22 protein-coding genes and 4 pseudogenes are annotated in these 20221 nt (G+C 60.6%); 14 read left to right on the plus strand and 12 right to left on the minus strand.

The annotated features are described in order from the left end of the window. Positions 1 to 316: 316 nt before the first annotated feature. Positions 317 to 538: a hypothetical protein gene (locus RGR602_RS32935; protein WP_040116113.1), complete on the minus strand. Its 222-nt coding sequence runs from the start codon at positions 536 to 538 to the stop codon at positions 317 to 319. Positions 539 to 1083: 545 nt separating this feature from the next. Between RGR602_RS32935 and RGR602_RS32940 the strand changes: the two genes are divergently transcribed. After that, entirely contained in the window at positions 1084 to 1665 is a 582-nt protein-coding gene (locus RGR602_RS32940) for a dienelactone hydrolase family protein (protein WP_040116114.1), read from the plus strand. A 48-nt stretch (positions 1666 to 1713) separates the two neighbouring features. On the opposite strand, the gene RGR602_RS39970 is transcribed toward RGR602_RS32940, so the two are convergent. Beyond that, positions 1714 to 2130 carry a PHB depolymerase family esterase gene (locus tag RGR602_RS39970; protein ID WP_223844164.1) on the minus strand — a complete coding sequence of 139 codons (417 nt, stop codon included), beginning with the start codon at positions 2128 to 2130 and terminating at the stop codon, positions 1714 to 1716. Here RGR602_RS39970 and RGR602_RS39035 point away from each other — a divergent pair. From RGR602_RS39035 to RGR602_RS39040, 8 genes and pseudogenes are all read left to right on the plus strand, one after another. Then, complete coding sequence (locus RGR602_RS39035) at positions 2060 to 2224, plus strand: hypothetical protein (protein WP_223844170.1); 165 nt, start codon at positions 2060 to 2062, stop codon at positions 2222 to 2224. The genes RGR602_RS39970 and RGR602_RS39035 overlap by 71 nt on opposite strands. Positions 2225 to 2302: 78 nt before the next feature. Next, positions 2303 to 3286: a BMP family protein gene (locus RGR602_RS32950; RefSeq protein ID WP_040116116.1), complete on the plus strand. Its 984-nt coding sequence runs from the start codon at positions 2303 to 2305 to the stop codon at positions 3284 to 3286. Positions 3287 to 3294: 8 nt separating this feature from the next. After that, complete coding sequence (locus RGR602_RS32955; RefSeq protein WP_040116117.1) at positions 3295 to 4707, plus strand: amidase; 1413 nt, start codon at positions 3295 to 3297, stop codon at positions 4705 to 4707. Further along, the gene (locus RGR602_RS32960; protein ID WP_040116118.1) at positions 4704 to 6236 is read left to right on the plus strand and encodes an ABC transporter ATP-binding protein; all 1533 of its coding nucleotides are present in this window, start codon (positions 4704 to 4706) and stop codon (positions 6234 to 6236) included. Before RGR602_RS32955 ends, RGR602_RS32960 begins: the two co-directional genes overlap by 4 nt. Continuing rightward, complete coding sequence (locus tag RGR602_RS32965; protein WP_040116119.1) at positions 6226 to 7275, plus strand: ABC transporter permease; 1050 nt, start codon at positions 6226 to 6228, stop codon at positions 7273 to 7275. The genes RGR602_RS32960 and RGR602_RS32965 overlap by 11 nt, the downstream gene beginning before the upstream one ends. Further along, positions 7272 to 8216 (plus strand): ABC transporter permease, encoded by a 945-nt coding sequence (locus RGR602_RS32970; RefSeq protein WP_040116120.1) that lies wholly within the window; start codon positions 7272 to 7274, stop codon positions 8214 to 8216. The genes RGR602_RS32965 and RGR602_RS32970 overlap by 4 nt, the downstream gene beginning before the upstream one ends. 26 nt (positions 8217 to 8242) lie before the next feature. Further along, positions 8243 to 9532, plus strand: a complete 1290-nt coding sequence (locus RGR602_RS32975; protein ID WP_040116121.1) for an amidohydrolase family protein — start codon at positions 8243 to 8245, stop codon at positions 9530 to 9532. Between the two features lie 45 nt (positions 9533 to 9577). Continuing rightward, positions 9578 to 9670: pseudogene (locus RGR602_RS39040) on the plus strand (DNA polymerase IV); the annotation flags it as partial. Here RGR602_RS39040 and RGR602_RS32980 read toward each other — a convergent pair. After that, on the minus strand, positions 9667 to 10164 hold the full coding sequence (locus tag RGR602_RS32980) for an SOS response-associated peptidase family protein (protein ID WP_040116122.1): 498 nt from the start codon (positions 10162 to 10164) through the stop codon (positions 9667 to 9669). The pseudogene RGR602_RS39040 and the gene RGR602_RS32980 sit on opposite strands and share 4 nt — an antisense overlap. Positions 10165 to 10221: 57 nt before the next feature. Between RGR602_RS32980 and RGR602_RS32985 the strand changes: the two genes are divergently transcribed. Together RGR602_RS32985 and RGR602_RS36715 are read left to right on the plus strand one after the other, a co-directional pair. Then, positions 10222 to 10812 (plus strand): SOS response-associated peptidase, encoded by a 591-nt coding sequence (locus RGR602_RS32985; protein WP_040116123.1) that lies wholly within the window; start codon positions 10222 to 10224, stop codon positions 10810 to 10812. A 284-nt stretch (positions 10813 to 11096) separates the two neighbouring features. Further along, on the plus strand, positions 11097 to 11507 hold the full coding sequence (locus RGR602_RS36715; protein WP_082046749.1) for a GFA family protein: 411 nt from the start codon (positions 11097 to 11099) through the stop codon (positions 11505 to 11507). 164 nt (positions 11508 to 11671) lie between these two features. On the opposite strand, the pseudogene RGR602_RS32990 reads toward RGR602_RS36715, so the two are convergent. From RGR602_RS32990 to RGR602_RS37885, 3 genes and pseudogenes are all read right to left on the minus strand, one after another. Beyond that, positions 11672 to 11964 (minus strand): annotated as a pseudogene (locus RGR602_RS32990) (type II toxin-antitoxin system RelE/ParE family toxin). Then, positions 11961 to 12269: a type II toxin-antitoxin system RelB/DinJ family antitoxin gene (locus tag RGR602_RS32995; RefSeq protein ID WP_040116124.1), complete on the minus strand. Its 309-nt coding sequence runs from the start codon at positions 12267 to 12269 to the stop codon at positions 11961 to 11963. The pseudogene RGR602_RS32990 and the gene RGR602_RS32995 overlap by 4 nt, the downstream one beginning before the upstream one ends. A 252-nt stretch (positions 12270 to 12521) precedes the next feature. Next, positions 12522 to 12695 (minus strand): annotated as a pseudogene (locus tag RGR602_RS37885) (ATP-binding protein); the annotation flags it as partial. A gap of 321 nt (positions 12696 to 13016) precedes the next feature. Between RGR602_RS37885 and RGR602_RS33000 the strand changes: the two are divergent. Further along, positions 13017 to 13238, plus strand: coding sequence for a hypothetical protein (locus RGR602_RS33000; RefSeq protein WP_040116125.1), 222 nt, complete (start codon positions 13017 to 13019; stop codon positions 13236 to 13238). Positions 13239 to 13261: 23 nt separating this feature from the next. Here RGR602_RS33000 and RGR602_RS33005 read toward each other — a convergent pair whose 3' ends face one another. Further along, complete coding sequence (locus RGR602_RS33005; RefSeq protein ID WP_040116126.1) at positions 13262 to 14035, minus strand: SDR family oxidoreductase; 774 nt, start codon at positions 14033 to 14035, stop codon at positions 13262 to 13264. A gap of 87 nt (positions 14036 to 14122) precedes the next feature. On the opposite strand from RGR602_RS33005, the gene RGR602_RS33010 reads away from it, so the two are divergent. Further along, the gene (locus RGR602_RS33010; protein ID WP_052451877.1) at positions 14123 to 14830 is read left to right on the plus strand and encodes a TetR/AcrR family transcriptional regulator; all 708 of its coding nucleotides are present in this window, start codon (positions 14123 to 14125) and stop codon (positions 14828 to 14830) included. Between the two features lie 325 nt (positions 14831 to 15155). Further along, a pseudogene (locus tag RGR602_RS36725) lies at positions 15156 to 15599 on the plus strand (oxidoreductase); the annotation flags it as partial. A gap of 228 nt (positions 15600 to 15827) precedes the next feature. On the opposite strand, the gene RGR602_RS33015 reads toward RGR602_RS36725, so the two are convergent. The 5 genes from RGR602_RS33015 to RGR602_RS33035 are packed head-to-tail and all read right to left on the minus strand — an operon-like array spanning position 15828 to position 20173. After that, positions 15828 to 16496 (minus strand): L,D-transpeptidase, encoded by a 669-nt coding sequence (locus RGR602_RS33015; protein ID WP_040116127.1) that lies wholly within the window; start codon positions 16494 to 16496, stop codon positions 15828 to 15830. 27 nt (positions 16497 to 16523) lie between these two features. Next, positions 16524 to 17558 (minus strand): EscU/YscU/HrcU family type III secretion system export apparatus switch protein, encoded by a 1035-nt coding sequence (locus tag RGR602_RS33020; protein ID WP_040116128.1) that lies wholly within the window; start codon positions 17556 to 17558, stop codon positions 16524 to 16526. Continuing rightward, positions 17555 to 18397, minus strand: coding sequence for a tetratricopeptide repeat protein (locus RGR602_RS33025; protein WP_040116129.1), 843 nt, complete (start codon positions 18395 to 18397; stop codon positions 17555 to 17557). The genes RGR602_RS33020 and RGR602_RS33025 overlap by 4 nt, the downstream gene beginning before the upstream one ends. After that, positions 18394 to 18840 carry a hypothetical protein gene (locus tag RGR602_RS33030; protein ID WP_040116130.1) on the minus strand — a complete coding sequence of 149 codons (447 nt, stop codon included), beginning with the start codon at positions 18838 to 18840 and terminating at the stop codon, positions 18394 to 18396. Before RGR602_RS33030 ends, RGR602_RS33025 begins: the two co-directional genes overlap by 4 nt. Then, a complete protein-coding gene (locus RGR602_RS33035; RefSeq protein WP_040116131.1) occupies positions 18830 to 20173 on the minus strand; it encodes a type II and III secretion system protein family protein in 1344 nt (447 codons plus the stop codon). Before RGR602_RS33035 ends, RGR602_RS33030 begins: the two co-directional genes overlap by 11 nt. Positions 20174 to 20221 lie beyond the last annotated feature (48 nt).

A 20221-nucleotide genomic window follows, 5' to 3' on the forward strand; every position in this document is an offset into this window, starting at 1 on the left:
CCTTTCGCACCGCGCGACAGGACAGGGAGCTAGCTCTGTTCCTGCCACTCACCAGTCGAATCAAAGTGAGCAAACTAGCTGAAACGGCTAAGTCCGATCCCCGCGTCCCTTTCGGGAGTGGTACCAGGTGCTTCGGACGCCGAATGCCTCTCACTCAGGGCATCGATAATCTCCATGGCGGTGGATTCATCAAGGCGTGTGAGCGGCAAAATTTCAGCAATGACAGCGACCTTGTGCGTTTGCGTATGGACAATCGACCAGCTGCCATCCCCGTCGCGTCTGGCGTAATACTGCGGGCGTATTTTCATATTCACGTCTACCTCTGTTTCTCGGCAATACTCGTGAGTAACTGTTCCAAGCTGTCTTCGTTCCTGACGCCGTGCTGATAGAAATAGATGATCTGGGTTGCGAGTTCGTCGCAGGCGTCGTCACGCGTTATGTGCCCGGCCGCGCAAATATGATCGAAGACTCTTTTGCAGATCACAATATCTTCGTTCTGCAATGGTGCATCGTTGGCGGCGAAATCATCTCTGGTCATGGTGCAACACTCCCAAGAAGATGGGTTATTTTCGAAGATCGATCCTGAACGCAGGATGAAAGGTTAATCGCTATGCAGCGATCTGCTCGTTCGTATAGCTCTTCGACCTTCTGGATGCCTCTCGCGCCGTATGCCCAGCCGTAGAGAGGCAGGATGTTCTGCTTCTGCCAAGGGATGGTATTAATCGCCCATCGCCACTGGCGGGCGCACGATCGGCTGGGGAGGTTGAGATAAATGCGCCCCGATTATCGGCTGAGACCGGTTGGGAGATTATGCGTGCTCTTGCCATCATGGAGGAGCACAAGATGCTCTTCACGATTTACTTCCCCTCGATGATACCTGGATCGACACGGTCACAATGGTCGTTGAACAGTGGTGCAATTTCATCGTGTTCCAATAGGAAGCGGCTGTGGCCGTTTAGCGATGACGACCGCCGTTAGTCTCGCAATCGGTGGCGAGCATTCGTCTAGCACTCTTTCCAGCGAGGCGACGACGCTGTAGGGTCGCGCGAACGTGCGCCCGACCATCCCACTCGGAGGCTTTGTATGGCCGAGATCTTGTTGTTCCACCACGCACAGGGGCTGACCCCGGGTGTGTGCGCCTTCGCCGACGACCTGCGGGCTACCGGTCACATCGTGCACACTCCGGACCTGTTCGACGGACGCACATTCCAGAGCATCGATGAGGGTCTCGCCTACATCAGTGAGATCGGATTCGACGACATGCGGGAGCGCGGCGTCAGCGTCGCCGACGAGCTGCCTCCCGAGCTCGTCTATGCCGGGTTCTCGTTCGGTGTGCTGCCGGCGCAGAAGCTGGCACAGACACGGCCCGGAGCACGCGGAGCCCTCCTCTTCCATTCTTGCCTGCCGATCAGTGGCGAGTGGGCCTTCGGACCTTGGCCAGACGGCGTCGCGGTCCAGATTCACGGCAAGGAAAACGACCCGATCTTCGTCGGCGAGGGCGACATAGACGCCGCCCGCGAGATCGTGGAGAAGGTCGAGGACGCGGAGCTTTTCCTGTACCCTGGTGATCAGCACTACTTCGCCGACAGCTCGCTCCCATCGTATGACGCGAATGCAACCGCACTACTCACCATTCGAGTGCTTGAGTTCCTGGATCGCGTTTGATCCATAATATCGTGACACGACTGAATTATCTGCGGGCTTCGAACGTTTCTAATGTTCTTTTTCTGAACCTTGTAGACACCCATGGCTGCCGAAATCGGATGAGACTCGAGCCGTCACCTGAAGCCCGACCGTCAACTCCTCAAGGCAGGCTTCACCCTGCGTATCCGCCGCACCGGCGAGATCTTGATACAGACGGTAAAGGCGACAATGCGTCTGACGCCGGTGGCGGTCAATTGCAGTTCGATCATCTGCTCGACAGACATCAGCTCGCCGCGGTCGCGCGGCCACTGCGCTTGGTTGAAACCAGTCGAAGCAGCCATGGGCATCGTTGGCATTCTTCTGTTGCGGATAAAGAAGAACAAATCCGCGCTGGGCAGCGAGCCTGGAAAACCGCTTGCAGCGTCGAAATGATCGCTGCGATTTGCTGCGCTGTCCTGCGCCCCTTTCCGCCGTGGTGACCGTGATGCCGGGTTTCGGTCTGCACGAGATCGAACCGCAGGCCAATGGCGAAAAGATCGTCAATGTCGCAATCACAAGGGGCGAACAGCCTGATTTTTAAGCCAATTTGGCGCTTGACACTTTTTTAGGCGCTCCTTATGTTTTTTGAACCAACTGGTAAAAAAAGGGGAGCAAATCAATGACCAGAGACATCTTGATTTCACGCCGTGCAGTGATTGCATCAGGCATTGCCCTCGGGGTCAGCGGGTTCGCCCCGCTGGCAAGAGCGGCCCCGATGAAGGTTGCCGGTATTCATGCCTCGCCGGTCGAGAACGCTTGGAATTCCTGTCTGCATAAAGCCTTGCAGGATGCAGCCAAGGAAGGCGTCATCGAATATGTCTTCTCCGAGGGAGTTTCCGGCACCGACTATCCGCGCGCCATGCGCGAATATGCCGAACAGGGCAACAAGTTGATCATCGGCGAGGCCTATGCCGTCGAAAAAGAAGCGCGGCAGGTGGCCGCCGACTATCCGGACACGGCCTTTGTGTTGGGGTCGAGCGGCACTGAGGCCGGCGGCAATTTCGGCGTCTTCGGAACCTGGAACCATGACGGGGCCTATCTTGCCGGGATGCTGGCCGGCAAGATGACCAAATCCAATATCGTCGGTTCTGTCGGCGCGATTCCGATCCCCGAAGTCAACATGCTGATCAATGCCTTCGCGGAAGGCGTCAAGGCCGTCAATCCCGATGCAAAGCATCTGGTTTCTTTCATCGGCACCTTCTTCGATCCGCCGAAGGCCCGCGAAGCCGGCCTTGCTCAGATCGACGCCGGCGCCGACATTCTTTTCGGCGAGCGCATCGGCACAGCGGACGCCGCGAAGGAACGCGGCATCAAATCGGTGGGCTCGCTGATCGACTACACGCCGCGCTATCCGGACACCGTGTTCGCCAATGCCATGTGGTACTTCCGCCCGATCCTCAATGCGGCAATCGCCGATGTCGCAGCCGGCAAGCCGGTCGGCAAGAACTACACCCTTTATGGCCTGATGAAGGAAGGCGGCAGCGATATCGTCTTCGTCAAAGGGGTGGCACCAGCCGACGCCGAAGCTGCGATGGAAGCCAAGCGGGCGGAAATAAAGGCTGGCACCTTCGAAGTCCCGAAGATGATGGACGAGCCCAAGTAATTCGACCGATGCGCCGTGACGCGACCGACCTGGCACAGGCGATCAGGAATGGCGGCCTGACCTCTGTCGACGCGATGCAGGCCTCGCTTGCCTCGGCGGGGGACCATAAAACCTTCGGCACCATTGCTCATCTCGACGAAGCGTTGGGCATGGCGTCGGCCGAAGCCGTGGATCAAGAACGGCGCGTGAAGCCGGGCCGCTTTGCTGCCCGGCCGTTTGCCGGCGTGCCGACGCTGGCGAAGGATCTGGGCGGTCCTTTCGAAGGCTTGCCGGTAACGTCCGGGTCACGTCTCTTCAAACGAGCGGGCAGCGAGCCGGATTCGGATCTCGCCAGCCGCTTCCGCGCAGCGGGTTTCTGCCTGTTTGGGGTGACGACAAGCCCGGAATTCGGCCTTTCGCTGGCGAGCGAACCGGCGGCTGGGCCGATCTGCCGCAACCCGCTCGATCCGGCGCGCACGCCCGGCGGTTCCTCCGGCGGCGCAGCAGCGGCGGTCGCAGCCGGCATTGTAGCGATTGCCCACGCAACGGATGCGGGCGGTTCCATCCGCGTGCCGGCGGCGTGCTGCGGTCTTGTCGGCTTGAAGCCAAGCCGCGGCGCCATGCCCGCCGGCCCATCCTTCGGCAATCATCTCGGCGGCATCGCCAGCGAACTTGCCGTCTGTCGCTCGGTGCGGGATACAGCGCTGATTTTCGATACGCTGCGCGGTAAGGCAAAGGGACCGTTCCCCGATCCGGAGACCGCGGCGGACAGAGGTGGCCGGTTGCGGGTCGGTCTGCTGGCCGAGACCGGGTCAAAATATCCGACGGATAGTAAGCGGCTCGAAGCGATCAAGGATGCTGCGCTCACGCTGGAGGCGGATGGACATCACATCGTCCCGCTCGGCTGGGCCGAATTCGAGCAAAGCGTCGATGCCAGCGGTCGCGCGCTCGGCGACATCATCGCAGTCAATCTCGCAACCTTCATCGATACGCTCGGACTCGATATTTCACGCGCCGAGCCGTTGACCCAGGCATTCATTGAACGCGGTCACGCGCTCACGGGACCGACACTCTGGGCTTCGCTGAATGGCGCCGTGCACACCAGCCGCGCGCTTTGGACTATCTTCGACAGGGTCGATTGCCTGTTGATGCCGATGCTTGCGAAGGCGCCCCTTGCGATCGGGTCATTTCCGTTCGATCATGGTGATACCGAGCTGCAGCTTGAGCGGATGGCTGCCTTTGCTCCACTTGCATCTCTCGCCAATATTTCAGGATTTCCGGCCTTGACCCTGCCCTTTGGAACCGATGCGGACGGCTTGCCCCTACCGGTCCAGATCATGGCTCCGATGGGCCACGAGCCGCTTTTGCTGTCACTCGCCGCACGATTGGAGGCCGAGGAACGCTGGCAGCATCGCTTTCCGGTGGCAGGGCTTGCAGCATGACAATTCCGGTTCTCGAAATCGAAGGCGTCAGCAAGCGCTTCGGCACAAATCTGGCCAATGACGCCATCTCGCTGACGCTTGCCAAGGGCGAAATCGTAGCCCTGCTTGGCGAAAACGGCGCGGGCAAGACCACGCTGATGAGCATCCTCTTCGGTCATTATATGCCGGATGCCGGCCGGATTCTGATCGACGGGACCGAACTCCCGCAGGGCAAGCCGCGCGCCGCGATCCGCGCCGGCGTGGGCATGGTCCACCAGCATTTCTCGCTGGCGCCCAATCTGACCGTTCTCGAAAACGTCATGACCGGTACGGAAAATCTCTGGTCCTGGCGTTCGGGCACATCCGCCGCGCGCAAAAAGCTTCTAGCCATTTCTGAGCGCTTTGGTCTCAAGGTCGATCCGGGCGCGCGTCTTGGCGACCTGTCGGTCGGCGAGCAGCAGCGCGTCGAGATCCTCAAGGCGCTCTATAGCGACGCCCGCATCCTGATCCTTGACGAGCCAACGGCGGTACTGACCAATATCGAGGCCGAAAAGTTATTTACGACACTGAAGGAAATGGCCCGCCAAGGCCTCTCGCTGATCTTCATCTCCCACAAGCTCGATGAGGTGATGGCTGCGGCCGACCGTATCGTCGTCTTGCGCAGCGGCAAGATGGTTGCCGAACGCAGGGCATCCGAAACCAGCAAGGCCGAACTGGCCGAGCTGATGGTCGGCCGCCGCGTAACGCGGCCGGTACGCGAGCCATCGACGCCCGGCATGGTCGCGCTGGAGGCCGCCGATGTCACGGTGAAGATCGACGGCGTCGAGCGACTGAAGTCCGTCCGCTTCCATCTGCGCGAAGGCGAAATCCTCGGCATCATCGGTGTCTCGGGCAATGGCCAGGCAGCGCTGGCGCATCTTCTCTCCGGCACGCTCTCGCGCTCATCCGGCGACCTCCTGCTTTTCGGGGAACCTATCGGCAATCTCGGCGTAGGCGATGTCGTCAATGCCGGCATTGGCCGCATTCCGGAAGACCGCAATGAGGAAGGCGTGATCGGCGAAATGGCGATCTGGGAAAATACCGTGCTGGAGCGCATTTCCTCGCCGGCGTTTTCGCAACGTGGGCTTGTGAGCCGCAAGGCAGGCATGGCCTTTGCCAAGGAGATCATCGACCAATTCGACGTCCGCGGCGGCAGCCCTGCAAGCCGCGCGCGGCTGCTTTCGGGCGGCAATATGCAAAAGCTTATCCTCGGCCGCAATCTGCACCGGCGGCCGCGCATCCTGATCGCGGCCCAGCCGGCGCGCGGCCTCGATGAAGGTGCCGTGGCAGCCGTACATGCGCGTCTTCTGGAGGCTCGCCGGCAAGGGACCGCTGTGCTTTTGATCTCGGAGGATCTGGACGAGGTGATCGCGCTTGCCGATCGCATTCAGGCGATCGTGGGCGGCAGGCTTTCGCCACCCGTCGAAGCTGAAGTCGCAGACGCACGCGAACTCGGACTGATGATGGCCGGTGAATGGCAGCAATCCCCAGAGGCCGATCATGCGGTTTGAGCGTCGCGAGCATCGTCCACTTTATCTTCTCGTTCTGACGCCGCTGCTCGCCGTGGTCGCAGCGCTGGCTCTCTCCGGCATTTTGATCGCGATCGCCGGTGCCCCTGTATTTGAGGCCTATTGGCGCATCCTAACGGGCGCCTTCGGCTCGCGGCTTTCGGCAACCGAGACATTGACGCGGGCCACGCCGCTGATGCTAACCGGGCTTGCCGCCGCCGTCGCCTTCCGGGCGAGGCTCTGGAACATCGGCGCCGAGGGTCAGTTCTATCTCGGTGCCATCGCGGTTGCCGCAGCGAGTGCCAAGCTTTTCGGCACTCTCCCCGCTCCGGCTCTTATTCCCTTGCTGCTGCTTGTCGGTGCCGTCGCAGGTATGGTCCTGATCCTCATTCCGCTGTGGCTGCGCCTGCGCTTTTCGGTCGATGAGGTCGTGACCAGTCTGCTCATGAACTTCGTCGCCCTGCTCTTCGTCTCGATGCTGATCGACGGGGTGCTCAAGGATCCGCTCGCTTTCGGCTGGCCGCAGTCGCAATCGGTCAGCGATCACGCCATGCTGCCGAAGCTGGTTGCCCGCTCCCGCCTGCATATCGGCCTTGCGATCGCGATTGCGCTGGCGATCATCGTCCATTTCATCCAGTCGCGCACCGTGTTCGGCATGCAATCGCGCGCCGCCGGGCTCAATCCGGCCGGCGCTGTTTTCGCCGGCGTTCAGCTTGGCAGAACGCTGGTGAAGGTCGCCTGCCTGTCAGGTGGGCTGGCGGGCCTCGCCGGAGCGATCGAGGTCATGGGCGTCAAGGGTTATGTGACGACCGACCTGTCGCCCGGTTTCGGCTATTCCGGCATCGTTGTCGCGATGCTTGCCAACCTCAATCCACTCGGCGTCGTCTTCGCCGCCATTTTCACGGCTATGATGTTCGTGGGCGCGGATGGCATGAGCCGTGGTCTCGGCATCCCGACCTATATCGCCGATGTCACGGTGGCGCTGTCGCTGCTGACGATGCTGATCGCATTGTTCTTCACCCAATACAGGATCCGGCGATGATGCAACTGTTCGACATCCTCGCTTCCGCCGGGCTCTGGGCGGCAATCCTGCGGATCGCCACGCCGCTGATTTTTGGCACGCTCGGCGCACTCGTCTGTGAACGGGCTGGCGTGCTCAATCTCGGCATCGAAGGCATCATGACCATCGGCGCGATGATCGGCTGGCTTTCCGTCTATCACGGCGCCGATCTCTGGACCGGCCTGCTGATTGCTGCGATGGTCGGCGGGGTCTTTGGCCTGCTGCATGCGGGCCTGACCGTATCGCTGGGCCTCTCCCAGCATGTCTCCGGCCTTGGCGTCACGCTGTTTGCCTCCAGCTTCAGCTACTATGTCTTCCGGCTGATCGTGCCGCTTGCCAGCACCCCACCCACCATCGTGCCGTTCCAGCCGATCGCCATTCCTGGCCTCTCGACGCTGCCCTTCGTCGGGCCGGCTCTGTTCACGCAGACGGCGCCAACCTATCTGGCGATTGCCATTGCCCTGCTGATGGCCTACATCATCTTCCGCACACCCGTTGGGCTTGCGATCCGCATGGCCGGCGAAAATCCGCACGCGGCGGAAGCACAGGGTGTCAATCCGATGAAGGTGCGCTACGGCGCAGTGGTTGCTGGAAGCGCGCTGATGGGAATGGGCGGCGCCTTCCTGACATTGTCGGCGTTCAACAGCTTCTTCCCCACCATGGTGCAGGGGCGCGGCTGGATCTGCATCGCGCTCGTTGTCTTCGCCTCCTGGCGGCCGGGCCGCGCGCTGTTCGGTGCCCTGCTCTTCGCCTTTTTCGATGCCTTCCAGCTTCGGCTGCAAACCGCGCTGAGCGGGCTCGTGCCCTATCAGCTTTTTCTGATGACCCCCTATATTCTTTCCATCGCCGCGCTTGCCGTCATGGCCCGCCGTGCCCGCGTCCCGCAGGCGCTGATGCAACCCTATCGTCGCGGCGAACGTTGAAACCACTCGCATCCAATGAGGCTCCGATGTTCGATCTGATCGTCAGAAATGCAAATCTCACCGATGGCCGAACCAGCATCGACATCGGCATCCAGGGCGGCAGGATCATCGCTGTCGAGCGCGGTCTCCAAGCGCAAGCGGGGGAAGAAATCGACGCAACCGGCCGGCTGGTCAGTCCTCCTTTCGTCGATCCGCATTTCCACATGGACGCCACCCTGTCGCTCGGACTGCCGCGCATGAACGTATCCGGCACCCTGCTCGAGGGCATCGCGCTCTGGGGAGAGCTGCGCCCGATCGTCACGAAGGAGGAACTGGTCGATCGTGCGCTGCGCTATTGCGATCTGGCGGTGACGCAGGGGCTCCTCTTCATCCGCAGTCATGTCGATACCAGCGATCCCAGACTGGTGACCGTGGAGGCGATGATCGAGGTTCGCGAAAAGGTCGCGCCCTATATCGATCTGCAGCTGGTCGCCTTCCCCCAGGACGGTTATTACCGCTCGCCGGGCGCGATCGACGCGCTCAACCGCGCCCTCGATATGGGAGTTGATGTCGTCGGCGGCATTCCCCACTTCGAACGGACGATGGGCGAAGGCACGGCTTCGGTCGAGGCGCTCTGCCGCATCGCCGCCGATCGCGGCCTGCCGGTCGACATGCATTGCGACGAAACCGACGATCCGCTCTCGCGCCATATCGAGACGCTGGCCGCGCAAACCATCCGCTTTGGCCTGCAGGGACGCGTCGCCGGCTCGCACCTGACCTCGATGCACTCGATGGACAACTACTACGTCTCCAAGCTGATCCCGCTGATGGCGGAGGCGCGGATCAACGTGATCCCCAACCCCTTGATTAACATCATGCTGCAAGGCCGGCACGACACCTATCCGAAGCGCCGCGGCATGACCCGCGTGCGCGAATTGATGGATGCCGGCCTCAATGTCTCCTTCGGGCATGATTGCGTCATGGATCCCTGGTACTCGATGGGATCGGGCGACATGCTGGAGGTCGGCCACATGGCGATCCACGTCGCGCAGATGGCGGGCGTCGAGGACAAGAAGAAGATCTTCCATGCGCTGACCGTCAACTCGGCAAAGACGATGGACCTCGAAGGCTATGGCGTGGAAATCGGCTGCAACGCGGACCTCGTCATCCTCCAGGCGCAGGATACGCTGGAAGCACTGCGGCTTAAGCCGAACCGGCTCGCGGTCATCCGGCGCGGCAAGGTCATCGCCCGTTCGGCACCGCGCATCGGCGCGCTTTTCCTCGATGGACGCCCCGCAAAGGTCGATAGCGGCATGGGTTACGCACCTCGCCATTGAGATGCGGGCCGGCACAATTCAGCCGCCGCGCTTGTTGCTCCAGAGCCGGGAAAAGGGATCCGTCTGCTGGGCGTGTCGCCGTCTTCCCTGGAGCGTCGAGCGCCCACAGTGGAACCGCAGCTGCGGCTGGCCTTTTAGACGGCCAGCATTGCCTGAACGGGAGAGGATGAATAGCGTCTAACTCGGAATGTCGATGCCGGCAGCGGGCGCAGGATTTCGTCCTCGAGCACCAGTCCGTCGAGCCACGCGATGCGTCGCTCGCGGGTGAGAACCGCCATTTGTCGGTCGTGGAACGGCGCGATATCGGCATTCGCCTCAATCGTCAGTAAGGCATAGGCCTCCGGCCAATCCGCCGTCGCGGGGCGCCAGATCCCCGCGAAATAAAACCAATCACCGTTGGCGAGCGAGAAACCGAAACTCTTGTGGCGAAACTCCGAGGCCCGCACCAGGCAGCGGTGGGTTGAAAAGATCCTTCCCTCCGCTCGAACAACGCTCACAGCACGCGGACCGCCATCGCGGGGGCGCAGTCCCCATGGAAGTTCCACCATCTCCGTCTCGCCGTCATGGCGCCTTATGATGACGCGGCGCTCGTCGAGCGGGGCGTCAGACTGGAAAACCTTCGGGCTCATCATAAATAGAACATAGCAGGAACAACATTTCAAGACAACGAGAACCTAAACGGAGGATGCATGTGCAACGATTATCGGCTGATGGTGGATGTCGCCTCGATCTTCGAGGACTTCGCCGACCTCAAGATCAAGATCCGTTTCGGTGAGGGCGCGCCCAACCTTGAAGCGCGCGAGGACATCAAGATTACCGACGTCGGCCCCATCGTGAGAGCCATTAACGGCGCGCGCGATGAGGCGGAGCTCGTGCAGCGGCGCTGGAGCTGGCCGGGTCCGAACAAGCGGCCGGTCTATAATTTCCGCTCGGAGGGCCGGGAGTTCAATTCCAACCGTTGCCTGATCATCGCCGATGGCTTTTACGAGTTCACCGAGCCCAAGGATCCGAAGAAGACGCGCAAGGACAAATGGCTCTTCACCAAGAAGGATGAGTCGATCTTCTGCATTGCCGGCATCTGGCGTGAGACGCCTGAGGTGGGGCAAGCCTTCACCATGCTGACGATGGAGCCGGGTTCGGACATCGCCCCTTACCACGACCGGCAGATCGTCATCCTCGAGCGCAACGCCTGGGTGGAATGGCTGGATCCCGCCATTTCTGCGAAGTCGCTGATCAAGCCTCTGCCGGCAGGAACATTGGCAGTCGAGCAAGTAGGCTGAGAACCTCGCACAAGCGAGCCGCCGCCAGGGAATGAAGCTCACTGTTGTCCAACAGCAGTCGCGCGACGGTTTCCGATCAGTGGCTACTCTCGAACCCTGACCGGTCGGATGGGTTTTCCCCTGGACTTCGGCATTTGCGCGATCTACACTCGAGGCTTCTGTGATCCTGAAATTGTATCAGGTCTCAGGTCCTTCTCATCGCCCACCGCAATGATTTGCGGTTCGGACCCGCGCCTCAGCCCTCAATCCAACGCAATTTCACCGTGCAAGCGGGAGGAGTTTTCATGCCCAATGCCCAATGCGCCTGCGGCGCTCTTAGACTGATGCTTAGCGGTTCGCCACAATTGACTGCGCTGTGTCACTGTTTGGCTTGCCAGCGACGAACTGGTGCGCCGTTCAGTGCTAATGCGTTCTACTCGATTGACTGTGTCGAAGTATCTGGAACGTCTACAGAGTTTATTCGTACCGGCGAGAGCGGTGGCAAGGTCCGAATGCACTTTTGCCCAACTTGCGGCTCGACCGTCTATTGGAAGGCCGATGTTTCGCCGCCCTGGATCGGGGTTGCGGTAGGGTCATTTGCCGACCCGGTCTTCGCGCCACCTGCCATATCAGTATTCGAACAATCTAAACATACGTGGGTGCAGCTTGACAAAACGGTTAAGCACTTCCAAGCCCTACCAATCGGCCAATATTAGCTGGATCGACGCGGCGAGGTAAGTAGTAGTAGTAGTGGGCGCACCGAACTTCGCTTTCGATCCTCTTGAGACGATCGTGGATGGCCGATCCGACCGTCGCCGTCGGGAGTCGACTGGCCATTCCTCGCCTTGAACGGAATCGAACCTGAAGCGATGTAGCACGTCTACTCGTGGCCGAGCTCGATGGGCCACATCTGGGCGCCGTGTAAAACACGCAAAATACGAATCTTATCCGCTAAAACCACGTAGGCTGCGATGTAGGGCGTGCGCGGGATAACAAGTTCGCGAGTTCCAGCAATCCGGCCAGGACGGCCGCTTTCGGGAAAGTCAACAAGTCGACGGGCAGCGCGGACGATTTCCTCGTCCACGTGGACCGCCGCCCTGGGGCTCTCCTTCTCAATGTAGCTGAAGATTGTGTCGCGTCGTCAAGCGCGTATTGCGCCCAGACGAGCCTCATCGATCACCCGCCACGGCCCTGCGCAAAGCCGCCGCATGGCGTTCGCGAAAGCGCGCATCGGCGTCGGCATCGTCGACGTCGGGTCGCGTGTCCTCGAGCGCCTGCAAGACCTTCGCACGGAACCAGGCGTCGTGGGCCTCGCTGTGGCTAACCAGTTCCAGCGGCAGGGCGCCTTCATTCGCTGTCCGGGTTAACAGGATACGGACAGCATCCGAGACCGTTAGACCCATATTTTCCAGAACGGCCGTGGCGCGCTCCTTGACGTCGGCACCAATCCGAGTCTGGACAAGTGCATTTGATGCCATGTTCGAGCCTCCTTCGCCAGTGGTGAATGTAATGCACCTGCATGACAAATTCTAGAGCAGCGCCTCGAATTCTGTCGCATTCTTTCCGAATTGACTTCGCATTCGGCCCTCTGACGGCACGGTTCCACAGAAGATATTATGCGATCCGACAAGCCCAAAACACGAACATCGCCGCGCGATTCAGGCTGGTTTCATCCTGATCGACGCCGGACCATGTACCTGACCGGCGGCTTCCCAGTTGCGATTGACAACTCATGCCGGGAATGAGAGGCGAAAGCGGATCCCCTCCTCCGGGCATGAAACATCCGCCACGCCCGCATGCAGGCGCATGATGGCATCGACGATCGCCAATCCCAATCCGTGCGAGGAAGAGCTGCCGCTGCGGGCCGCGTCCGCCTGGTAAAAGCGGTCGAACAACCGGCCCAACTCTGTGAAAGCCCCGCCCCCTCGTTGCCGGCCTCGATGATCATTTTATCGCCAGCACTGCTGACCGCAGCCGGACCGTTGTAGCTTTCCCGACCATAGCGAATGGCATTAACGACCAGATTGCCCACGGCCCGACGCCTTTGGCCCGTTCCTCGCGTTCTTGGCTGTCTTGTTCATGACGAGATACGCCACCTTCCCATTGGGATGCGATGCGCCGCCCGACATAAAGAACGCGCCTCGCGACACCCGGGTCGCCTGCGGGAATTTGGGCCATTTGCATTTCCTTGGCGGTTCCACTCGGCGCTATTGCGCGTGCGAGGGATGGCCAGGCAGCGTCTGGTCGATGAGTCGATGTCGGCGTGGCGAGCCATCCGGGATACGATGAATGACCCCGCAAACCTGGCGGAAGCGAGCCGCTGGGCGGATGAAGCCAAGATCGCGCTCGGCGAGCGCGGTCCTGCCTGGTGGACTGACGGGCAAGCTGATCTCAACCGGCATCTCGTCACGAATATGCCCTGTGCCGCTTGGTTTGGACGGCTGTAAACATAGTGGAGCTTCGGGTTACGTCAGATCCGGGCACCACCTGTTGCATCAATCATCTGGCCGGTTGTCCAGCGCGCATCGTTCGATGCAAGGAAAGCGATGACGTCGGCGACGTCCTCCGCCCGGCCGACACGGGAGAAGACCGAGAGCGCTTCGGCGCCTGCGCGCGCGTCCGGTGATGCCAGCCACTCGGCATTCATATCCGTCTCCGTCACACCCGGCAGCACGGCATTGACCGTAATCCCGCGAGCCGCAAATTCAGGTGCCAGCGCGAGTGTCAACGTCTCTAGCGCTCCCTTGGAGGCTGCATAGGCCGGATGCGTCGGTGCCGCGATCCGCGTAAACCCGGTCGAGACATTGATGATGCGGCCATTGTCGTGAATGTGGTCGGCGACTGCCTGGATCAGGAAGAACGGCGCCTTGTAATTGATCGTCATCACCTCGTCGAACGCGGCTTCGCTCGTCTGCTTCAATGGCAACGCGGGCGCGATGCCGGCATTGTTTACCAGAATGTCTAGAGCCGAGGAGCCCCTCTCGATGCGCGCAGCTTCGCTGAACTGCGCCCAGAGGCTGTCAGCCGCGTCCTTGCCGTGTCTGAGATCGGCTTTTACGGCAACGGCCTTGACGCCGAGCGTCTCAATGTCGCGTACGGTGGCATTAGCCGCATCCGCATTGGCGGTGTAGTGCACGCCAATCAGAGCGGCACCCTCCTTCGCGAACGCAAGGGCGGCGGCCCGGCCGATACCACGCGAGCTTCCAGTAATGAGGGCTATCTTGTCTGCGAGTCTTTGGGACATAGATCACTCCGTTGCGAAATTAAATAGTGATCGGTATAATAAGAGGCGAAATAGGCCTGTCAATCATTTAATAGGGATCACTATATAATGGGTGAGCCAATCCGCAAACGAGGCAGACCGCGCGTGCTCGATCGCGACGTGGGGCTCGACATCGCGGCACGCCTATTCTGGGAACGCGGCTACGAGGGAACCTCGATCGCCGACCTCACGAAGGCCATGGGGATCAATCCGCCGACGCTATATTCGACCTTCGGCTCAAAGGAAGAATTGTACCGTCAGGCGCTCGACTTCAGCATTGCCCGTGAAAACAGCCGCCGGTCGGAAATCCTGCATTCCCATCTTCCGGCTTACGACGCCCTGAGCCTCTACCTCTACGATATTGCTGACGGCGACACCCAGCCGGATAAGCCGCGAGGTTGCATGGTCTCGACGGCCGTCCTGCAGCATGCGGAAGAAAATGCATCTGTCGCGCGGATGACCGCAGCCTTGCGCGAGGCGTCGATTCAGACCCTCAAAGCCCGCTTCGACCGTGCCGTCGAGGAAGGCGAATTGCCGACGCAAACCGACACCGATACGCTCGCGCGGTTCTATGGTGCGATTATCCAGGGCATGTCCGCCCAGGCCTGCGACGGCGCCTGCAATGCGCGGCTGAAGCGGCTGATCGACATCGCACTCACGGCCTGGCCCGGGAAGCGTAGGACCCAACTGGGAGTTCGGATTGAAGACACGTCAACCACTCATACTGACCGCAAGGCCCGCAGAACTCCATCGGTGGTTCGGCCACGGGTGCCTTGAGGGATGCACTGGCATAGTAATTGTATGTGAGCGTTTTGCTCTTGAAAGCCTCGAACCTATCGCGACCGGTCCAACAGATTAGATATCTGATTTAGAGATGAAATTCTGGCGGCTCCGGTCAGACGGCCAAATCCACTAACTCAATCGCATTTCGTAAACTTTCAGTTATTGCAGTTAACGGCTACGGGTACGGGCGAACCTGCACCCCGCCACCGCGCAACATCAGCCAGTGAAAAACCCAATGGATAGACCATGGGGCAATGCATGTGTCAGCCGGCGTGAGCAGTCCGTGTGGGAAATTTGCTTTCGTTATTGAAGAGGTCCAGTGCCCAATTTATTCGACCAATTCACGCTGAAAGGCGTGACGCTCCGAAACCGAATCGCGGTTTCGCCGATGTGCCAGTATCCGCGATCGATGGCGTCCCCAACGAATGGCACAGCGTCCATCTCACAAGCCTGGCGCGTGGTGGCGCCGGCCAGTTAACGTCGAAGCCACAGCTGTCTCCCGAGGGCCGGATCACACCCGGTTGCACGGGCCTTTGGAGTGACGCCCAGGCTCAGGCTTTCGCGCCAATTGTTGCTGGCATTGAAAAAGCGGACGCGGTCGCAGGTATCCAGATCGGCCACGCCGGCCACAAGGCCAGTGCAAAACCGGCCTTGGGAAGGGGACAATCATATCGCCGAGGACGATCCGCGCGGTTGGGAGACCATCGCACCCTCTGCCATTGCATTCGGCGGCGGTCTGTGGAAGGTGCCACGGGAAATCAGCCCGATAGCTTCGATCGGTCGTGGGGCACTGCAGTTGTAGGAGTCATGGATAAGATCAAAGCACTTGGCGTGCATCGCCACTCCGTAATTTCGTCAACGACCGCCTTTGCTTGAATCCTAATATCGGGAGCCGCAGTGGTCTTTCAGAACTGCCCGGCACTTTATGCACCCACGGCACGAAGAGTCGCCCGCGCCGACGCGCGGAACACGGGTGCCGCATCGTACGATACTATAGCACGATGACTTTCACGCCGATTTTTACTCGCTCATAGAGATGGATTATATCGTCATTCGTCATGCGAAAACACCCCGATGAAGAGGACCTCCCGACGCTCTGTGGTTCGTTCGTTCCGTGGATGCGGTACAGCGTATTTCCTAGATAGATGGCGCGCGCGCCTAACGGATTGTCGGTGCCCCCGGTCATGTATGCAGGAAGGTCCCGCCGCCTTTTGCGCATGTCCGCCGGCGGACGCCAATCCGGCCAAGGGCGCTTGGCGCTCACCACCTCGGTTCCACGCCAGCCGTAGCCTTCACGTCCAACGCCGACACTGTAACGCAGCGCCTTTCCACCGGCTTCTATGTAGTAAAGGGCGTATTTGCGGGTTTCGATGATGATCGTACCCGGCGCTTCCCGGGTCTGATAGTCCACTATGTGCCGCCGCACGAACGTCCCGGCATGCGGATAAGACCCCTCCCCCTGGGCTCGCCGTGATGGGTAAGCAGGCGGCGACATCAGAAAGCCGATATAGCCGCTGTCGATCCAGACCTTGTCGTTTTTCTTGTCCAACAATGGCGGCGAGGCCTGGTCTGCTGCCGCGTGGTTGATCGCCGTTGATAAAAGAACAGTGCAAAGCAGCCCCCCCATGGCGCGCCTAGTCAGTGCTCGCAGTTCCGACATATGAGGTCTCCATCGACATTGCGACGTTCAAATCAAACCGTTGGCCACCAAAGTGTTCGCCACCTGCTGGAAGAGACGGTCGGGAACCGGCGCTCCCACCGGCGTCTTGCTAAGCTCTGCGGCGAGTCTCGCATCAGTCACCATTGGGACTCCGCGATCTCTCGCTTGCTCCCTCATCGAGGCCACAGCTTTACCGGCGGCACGACAGACGACGATCGGCACAGGCGTCTCGCCCCGAACATAGCGGATCCCGACTATTGCCGATTGTTCTCCGATCATCAGAACCGCATTGGCAAGACCGGTCCTGCTCGTGCCGAGCAAGCGCGCGAATTTACGGCGTTCCTGCCGTATTAGCGGATCGCCTTCCGTGTCCTTGTGTTCACGCTTGGCCTCCGACTTGGTCATCCGCATTTCGCGCATGAACAGCCAGCGTTGCAGAAAGACATCGAAGGTGCCCATGACGAGGAAAGCCGCGATTGCGATGAAAGCGGTGGTTTTCAGCATCGACAGCGAGGTCGCATGCAGGCAGCCAAAACCGCATCCAGGCGCCTGGAACAGCGCCTTCAGGCCCGCATGGAAAACAACCGAAAACGCCACGGAAAGCGCAAGAATCTTGAACAGTGCCTTGCCGAACTCGACAACGCTCTTAAGCGAGGTCAGGCGCTTTAGGCCCGCTGCCGGATTGATGCGGCTGAAATCCGGCTCGATCGGCTTTGCCGAGAAGACGAATCCCTTGGTGATCGCGACGTTCGTCGCAAGGATCGCTGCGATCGTTATCCCGAGGATCGGCAGCACCGCCCCCCAAAGCGCATCGACGGCAATGGTGCTCAGCCGAAACCAGACATCCGCGAACGGCCGTTCGTAGATATGCGACGCCTCGTCCAGAAGCAGATTGACCTTCACTTGCAGATTAGGCGCGGCATAAAAGAGAAAGAGCGTCGAGAACAGGATCATGATCCCCGAGACCATGTCGGGGCTGTGAAGCACCTGACCTTTCTTGCGCGCGTCCAGGATCTTTTTTTCGGAAGCCGGAAGCGATTTTTCTTCGCTTGTCCCGCTCATGTGACGCCGCCGTCCTTGGACGACGCCAGCAGGCCGATTTCCTGGGCGCGCCTGGCCGTATCGGAAATCGAGCGCAACCTTGCCGCTTTCGCCAGGATCGCGTTCTTCTGCTTCTCCGTCATGTCGGGCACGCCGACGGATCGCGCTTTATCCGTCTCCCCGGCCATGGTCAGGACGATCAGATAGTTGACGAAATGCCGCCTTTGGGCGAGCGGCGACGCGACTACGCTGCTCATATGCGTTACCGCCTGCGGCAGGTCGTTCGCAAGCGCTTCAGCAAGGGCAAGATTCGTCGTTGTGTCGAGGTTCGCGGGCTGTAACGAAAGCGCTTTCGAAAAGGCTTCCTCCGCCGCGGCCGCACTACCGCTGAAGACGAGCGCCGTTCCGAGCCGGTTATAGGCCATGACGGAGTTAAGCGCCTGGGCGGCCGGCGCCAGGGTCCGCGCAGCCGATGCCGCCTCGCCTTTGCGTAATTGGGCGGTGCCGAGCCCGAGCAGCGCCTCAGGATCCTGGGGGCTCGCCTGCAGAGCGGCGCGAAAGTCTTCTTCTGCCCCTTCGGCATCGCCTGCCCTCAGGCGTGCATTCGCAAGCCGAACGCGTAGCGGTACGTCGTCAGGAGCGTTCGCGGCGGCGCGCTCGTAAAGTGCGAGTGCCGTTGCGCTTTCTCCCTTGGCCTCGATGCTGTGGGCGATGCTCAACAGTTTCGCCTGCTCGCTCGAAGGCTTGCCCTTCTCCTTGTCGGCGGACGTCGTCGTGCATGAGGAAAGCGCGTGAAGCGCAAGGAGCACGGCAACGCCGTTCCTTCGTGCGCCGAATTTCAGAAAGGAACGCGCTCTCATTCTTCACCTGTATTGTTGTTCGCCGTGTTGCGGCGTCTGCGGCCCTCCTCGCTGTAACCGTCGAGGTAGTTCTTCGCGGCGCGCGCCACCGGAGCAGCCATGGCAGGACCCATTTCACGGCCCTGGATAAGATGTCTTTGGTCCTCTGCCATGAACTGCAGATTAAGATTGTTGGCGCAGCCCGGCGGCAGGTAGAGCGGCTGATCGGCGGTATCGGGGGTGAGGCAGGCGTCCGGAACAAGCGTCCGGCTTTCCTCCTTATCGTAACCCTTGCGAACGAGCCCGCCTTTCGCCGGCACGCCGTGCGTCGAAACATAGCTGTAGTTGGGAGAGTAGGGTTGCGGATGGGAACCGCTACAGCCCGCAAGGGCAAACAGCAGCCCCGCGGCCAGCACCACGCGGGCCTTCGCCACACCATCACCCGACAAACGATCACTCGACATAGAAACCGTATCCGTTGTTGTTGACCGCGGGCTTCGCCTTCTTGCGCGGCGCCGTAATGGCGCCTGCAGGACTATCGAGCGGCGTTTTCATCTTGCGTTCGGAGGTCGGCGACACGAGGTAAGGGGTAATCAGGATGACGAGTTCCGTTTCATTGCGCTGAAACCGCTTCGACTTGAACAGTTCGCCAAGGATCGGGACGTCGCCGACGACCGGTGTTTTGTTCAGCGTCTGCGATTCCTGCCGTTGAAACAGGCCGGCGATCGCAAATGTCTGGCCACTGCCGACCTCGACGGTCGTGTCTGCCCGGCGAATGCGCAGCGACGGCACCACCAGGCCGCCGATCGAAACGACGCTGTCTTGCGAAACGCTGCTCACTTCTGGACGCACCTGCAGGGCGATGCGGTTGTTCGGCAGTAGCGTCGGCGTAAACTGGAGCGAGACGCCGAACTGCTTGTATTCGATACCGATCTGCTCGTTGCCGACCGGCACCGGCACCGGTATCTCGCCGCCTGCGAGAAAGCTGGCGCTCTGGCCGGTGACGGCAGTGATGTTCGGTTCGGCAAGGATCGTCAATATGCCATTCGCCTGGAGCGCATCGAGCAGCACGTTGACATTGACGTGTTCGCCTCTTGCGCCGATCGCAATCCCCGTGTCGTCCTCGTTGCTGGCGCCGCCAGTCCGGATGATGCCGAAGGAAAACGATCCACTGTTGACGAAGGCACTCCAGTCGATGCCGTAGCGCGTCAATTCGTTGCGGGCGACTTCGGCGAAGCGGACGCGAATATTGACCTGGTTCGTGCCGGCGATCGTCGTATTGTTGAGCGCCGGATTTTCCGGGGTCGAATAGCTCTGCAGGACATTTTCCATGTCCATCGCTTCACCGACATTGCGGGTCTGACCGGTGCCGACATATTGTCCGCCGAACAGGCTTATATCGACCTTGGTCGTTGGCTGCAGCGCCCGCGCCGACTGGTTAGCGGCTCGCGGATTGCCGCTGACGCGAACCTGCACCGTACCGCGCGTGCTCTGGTCGGCGCTGAGCGCAATGAGATCGGTGTCGCCGATCTTCGTCGCATAGATATAGACTACGCCCGGCGAGACGACGCGCACATCTGCGATCGCCGTGTCGGCGAGGAAGACCGACTCGACCGGTTCGTCGAAGCGCAGGATCTGGCCCTCCCCGACGGCAAGCTCAAGGACCTGGCCGTTTTTCGCATCGACCTTCACCTGCGCGTTTGCAGATGGCGCAAAGCCGAGCGCAAGCGTGGCCACCAGGACGAATGAAAGTAAATCTCCTACCGCAATCGCGCGGAGGCTTCGCAAGTTCAGCATGCCATTTCCTATTCGTTCCCCTCACCGACGTCCCCGCGCGGGCAAGTC

The organism is Rhizobium gallicum bv. gallicum R602sp, from assembly GCF_000816845.1.
GTDB classification, from domain to species: domain Bacteria; phylum Pseudomonadota; class Alphaproteobacteria; order Rhizobiales; family Rhizobiaceae; genus Rhizobium; species Rhizobium gallicum.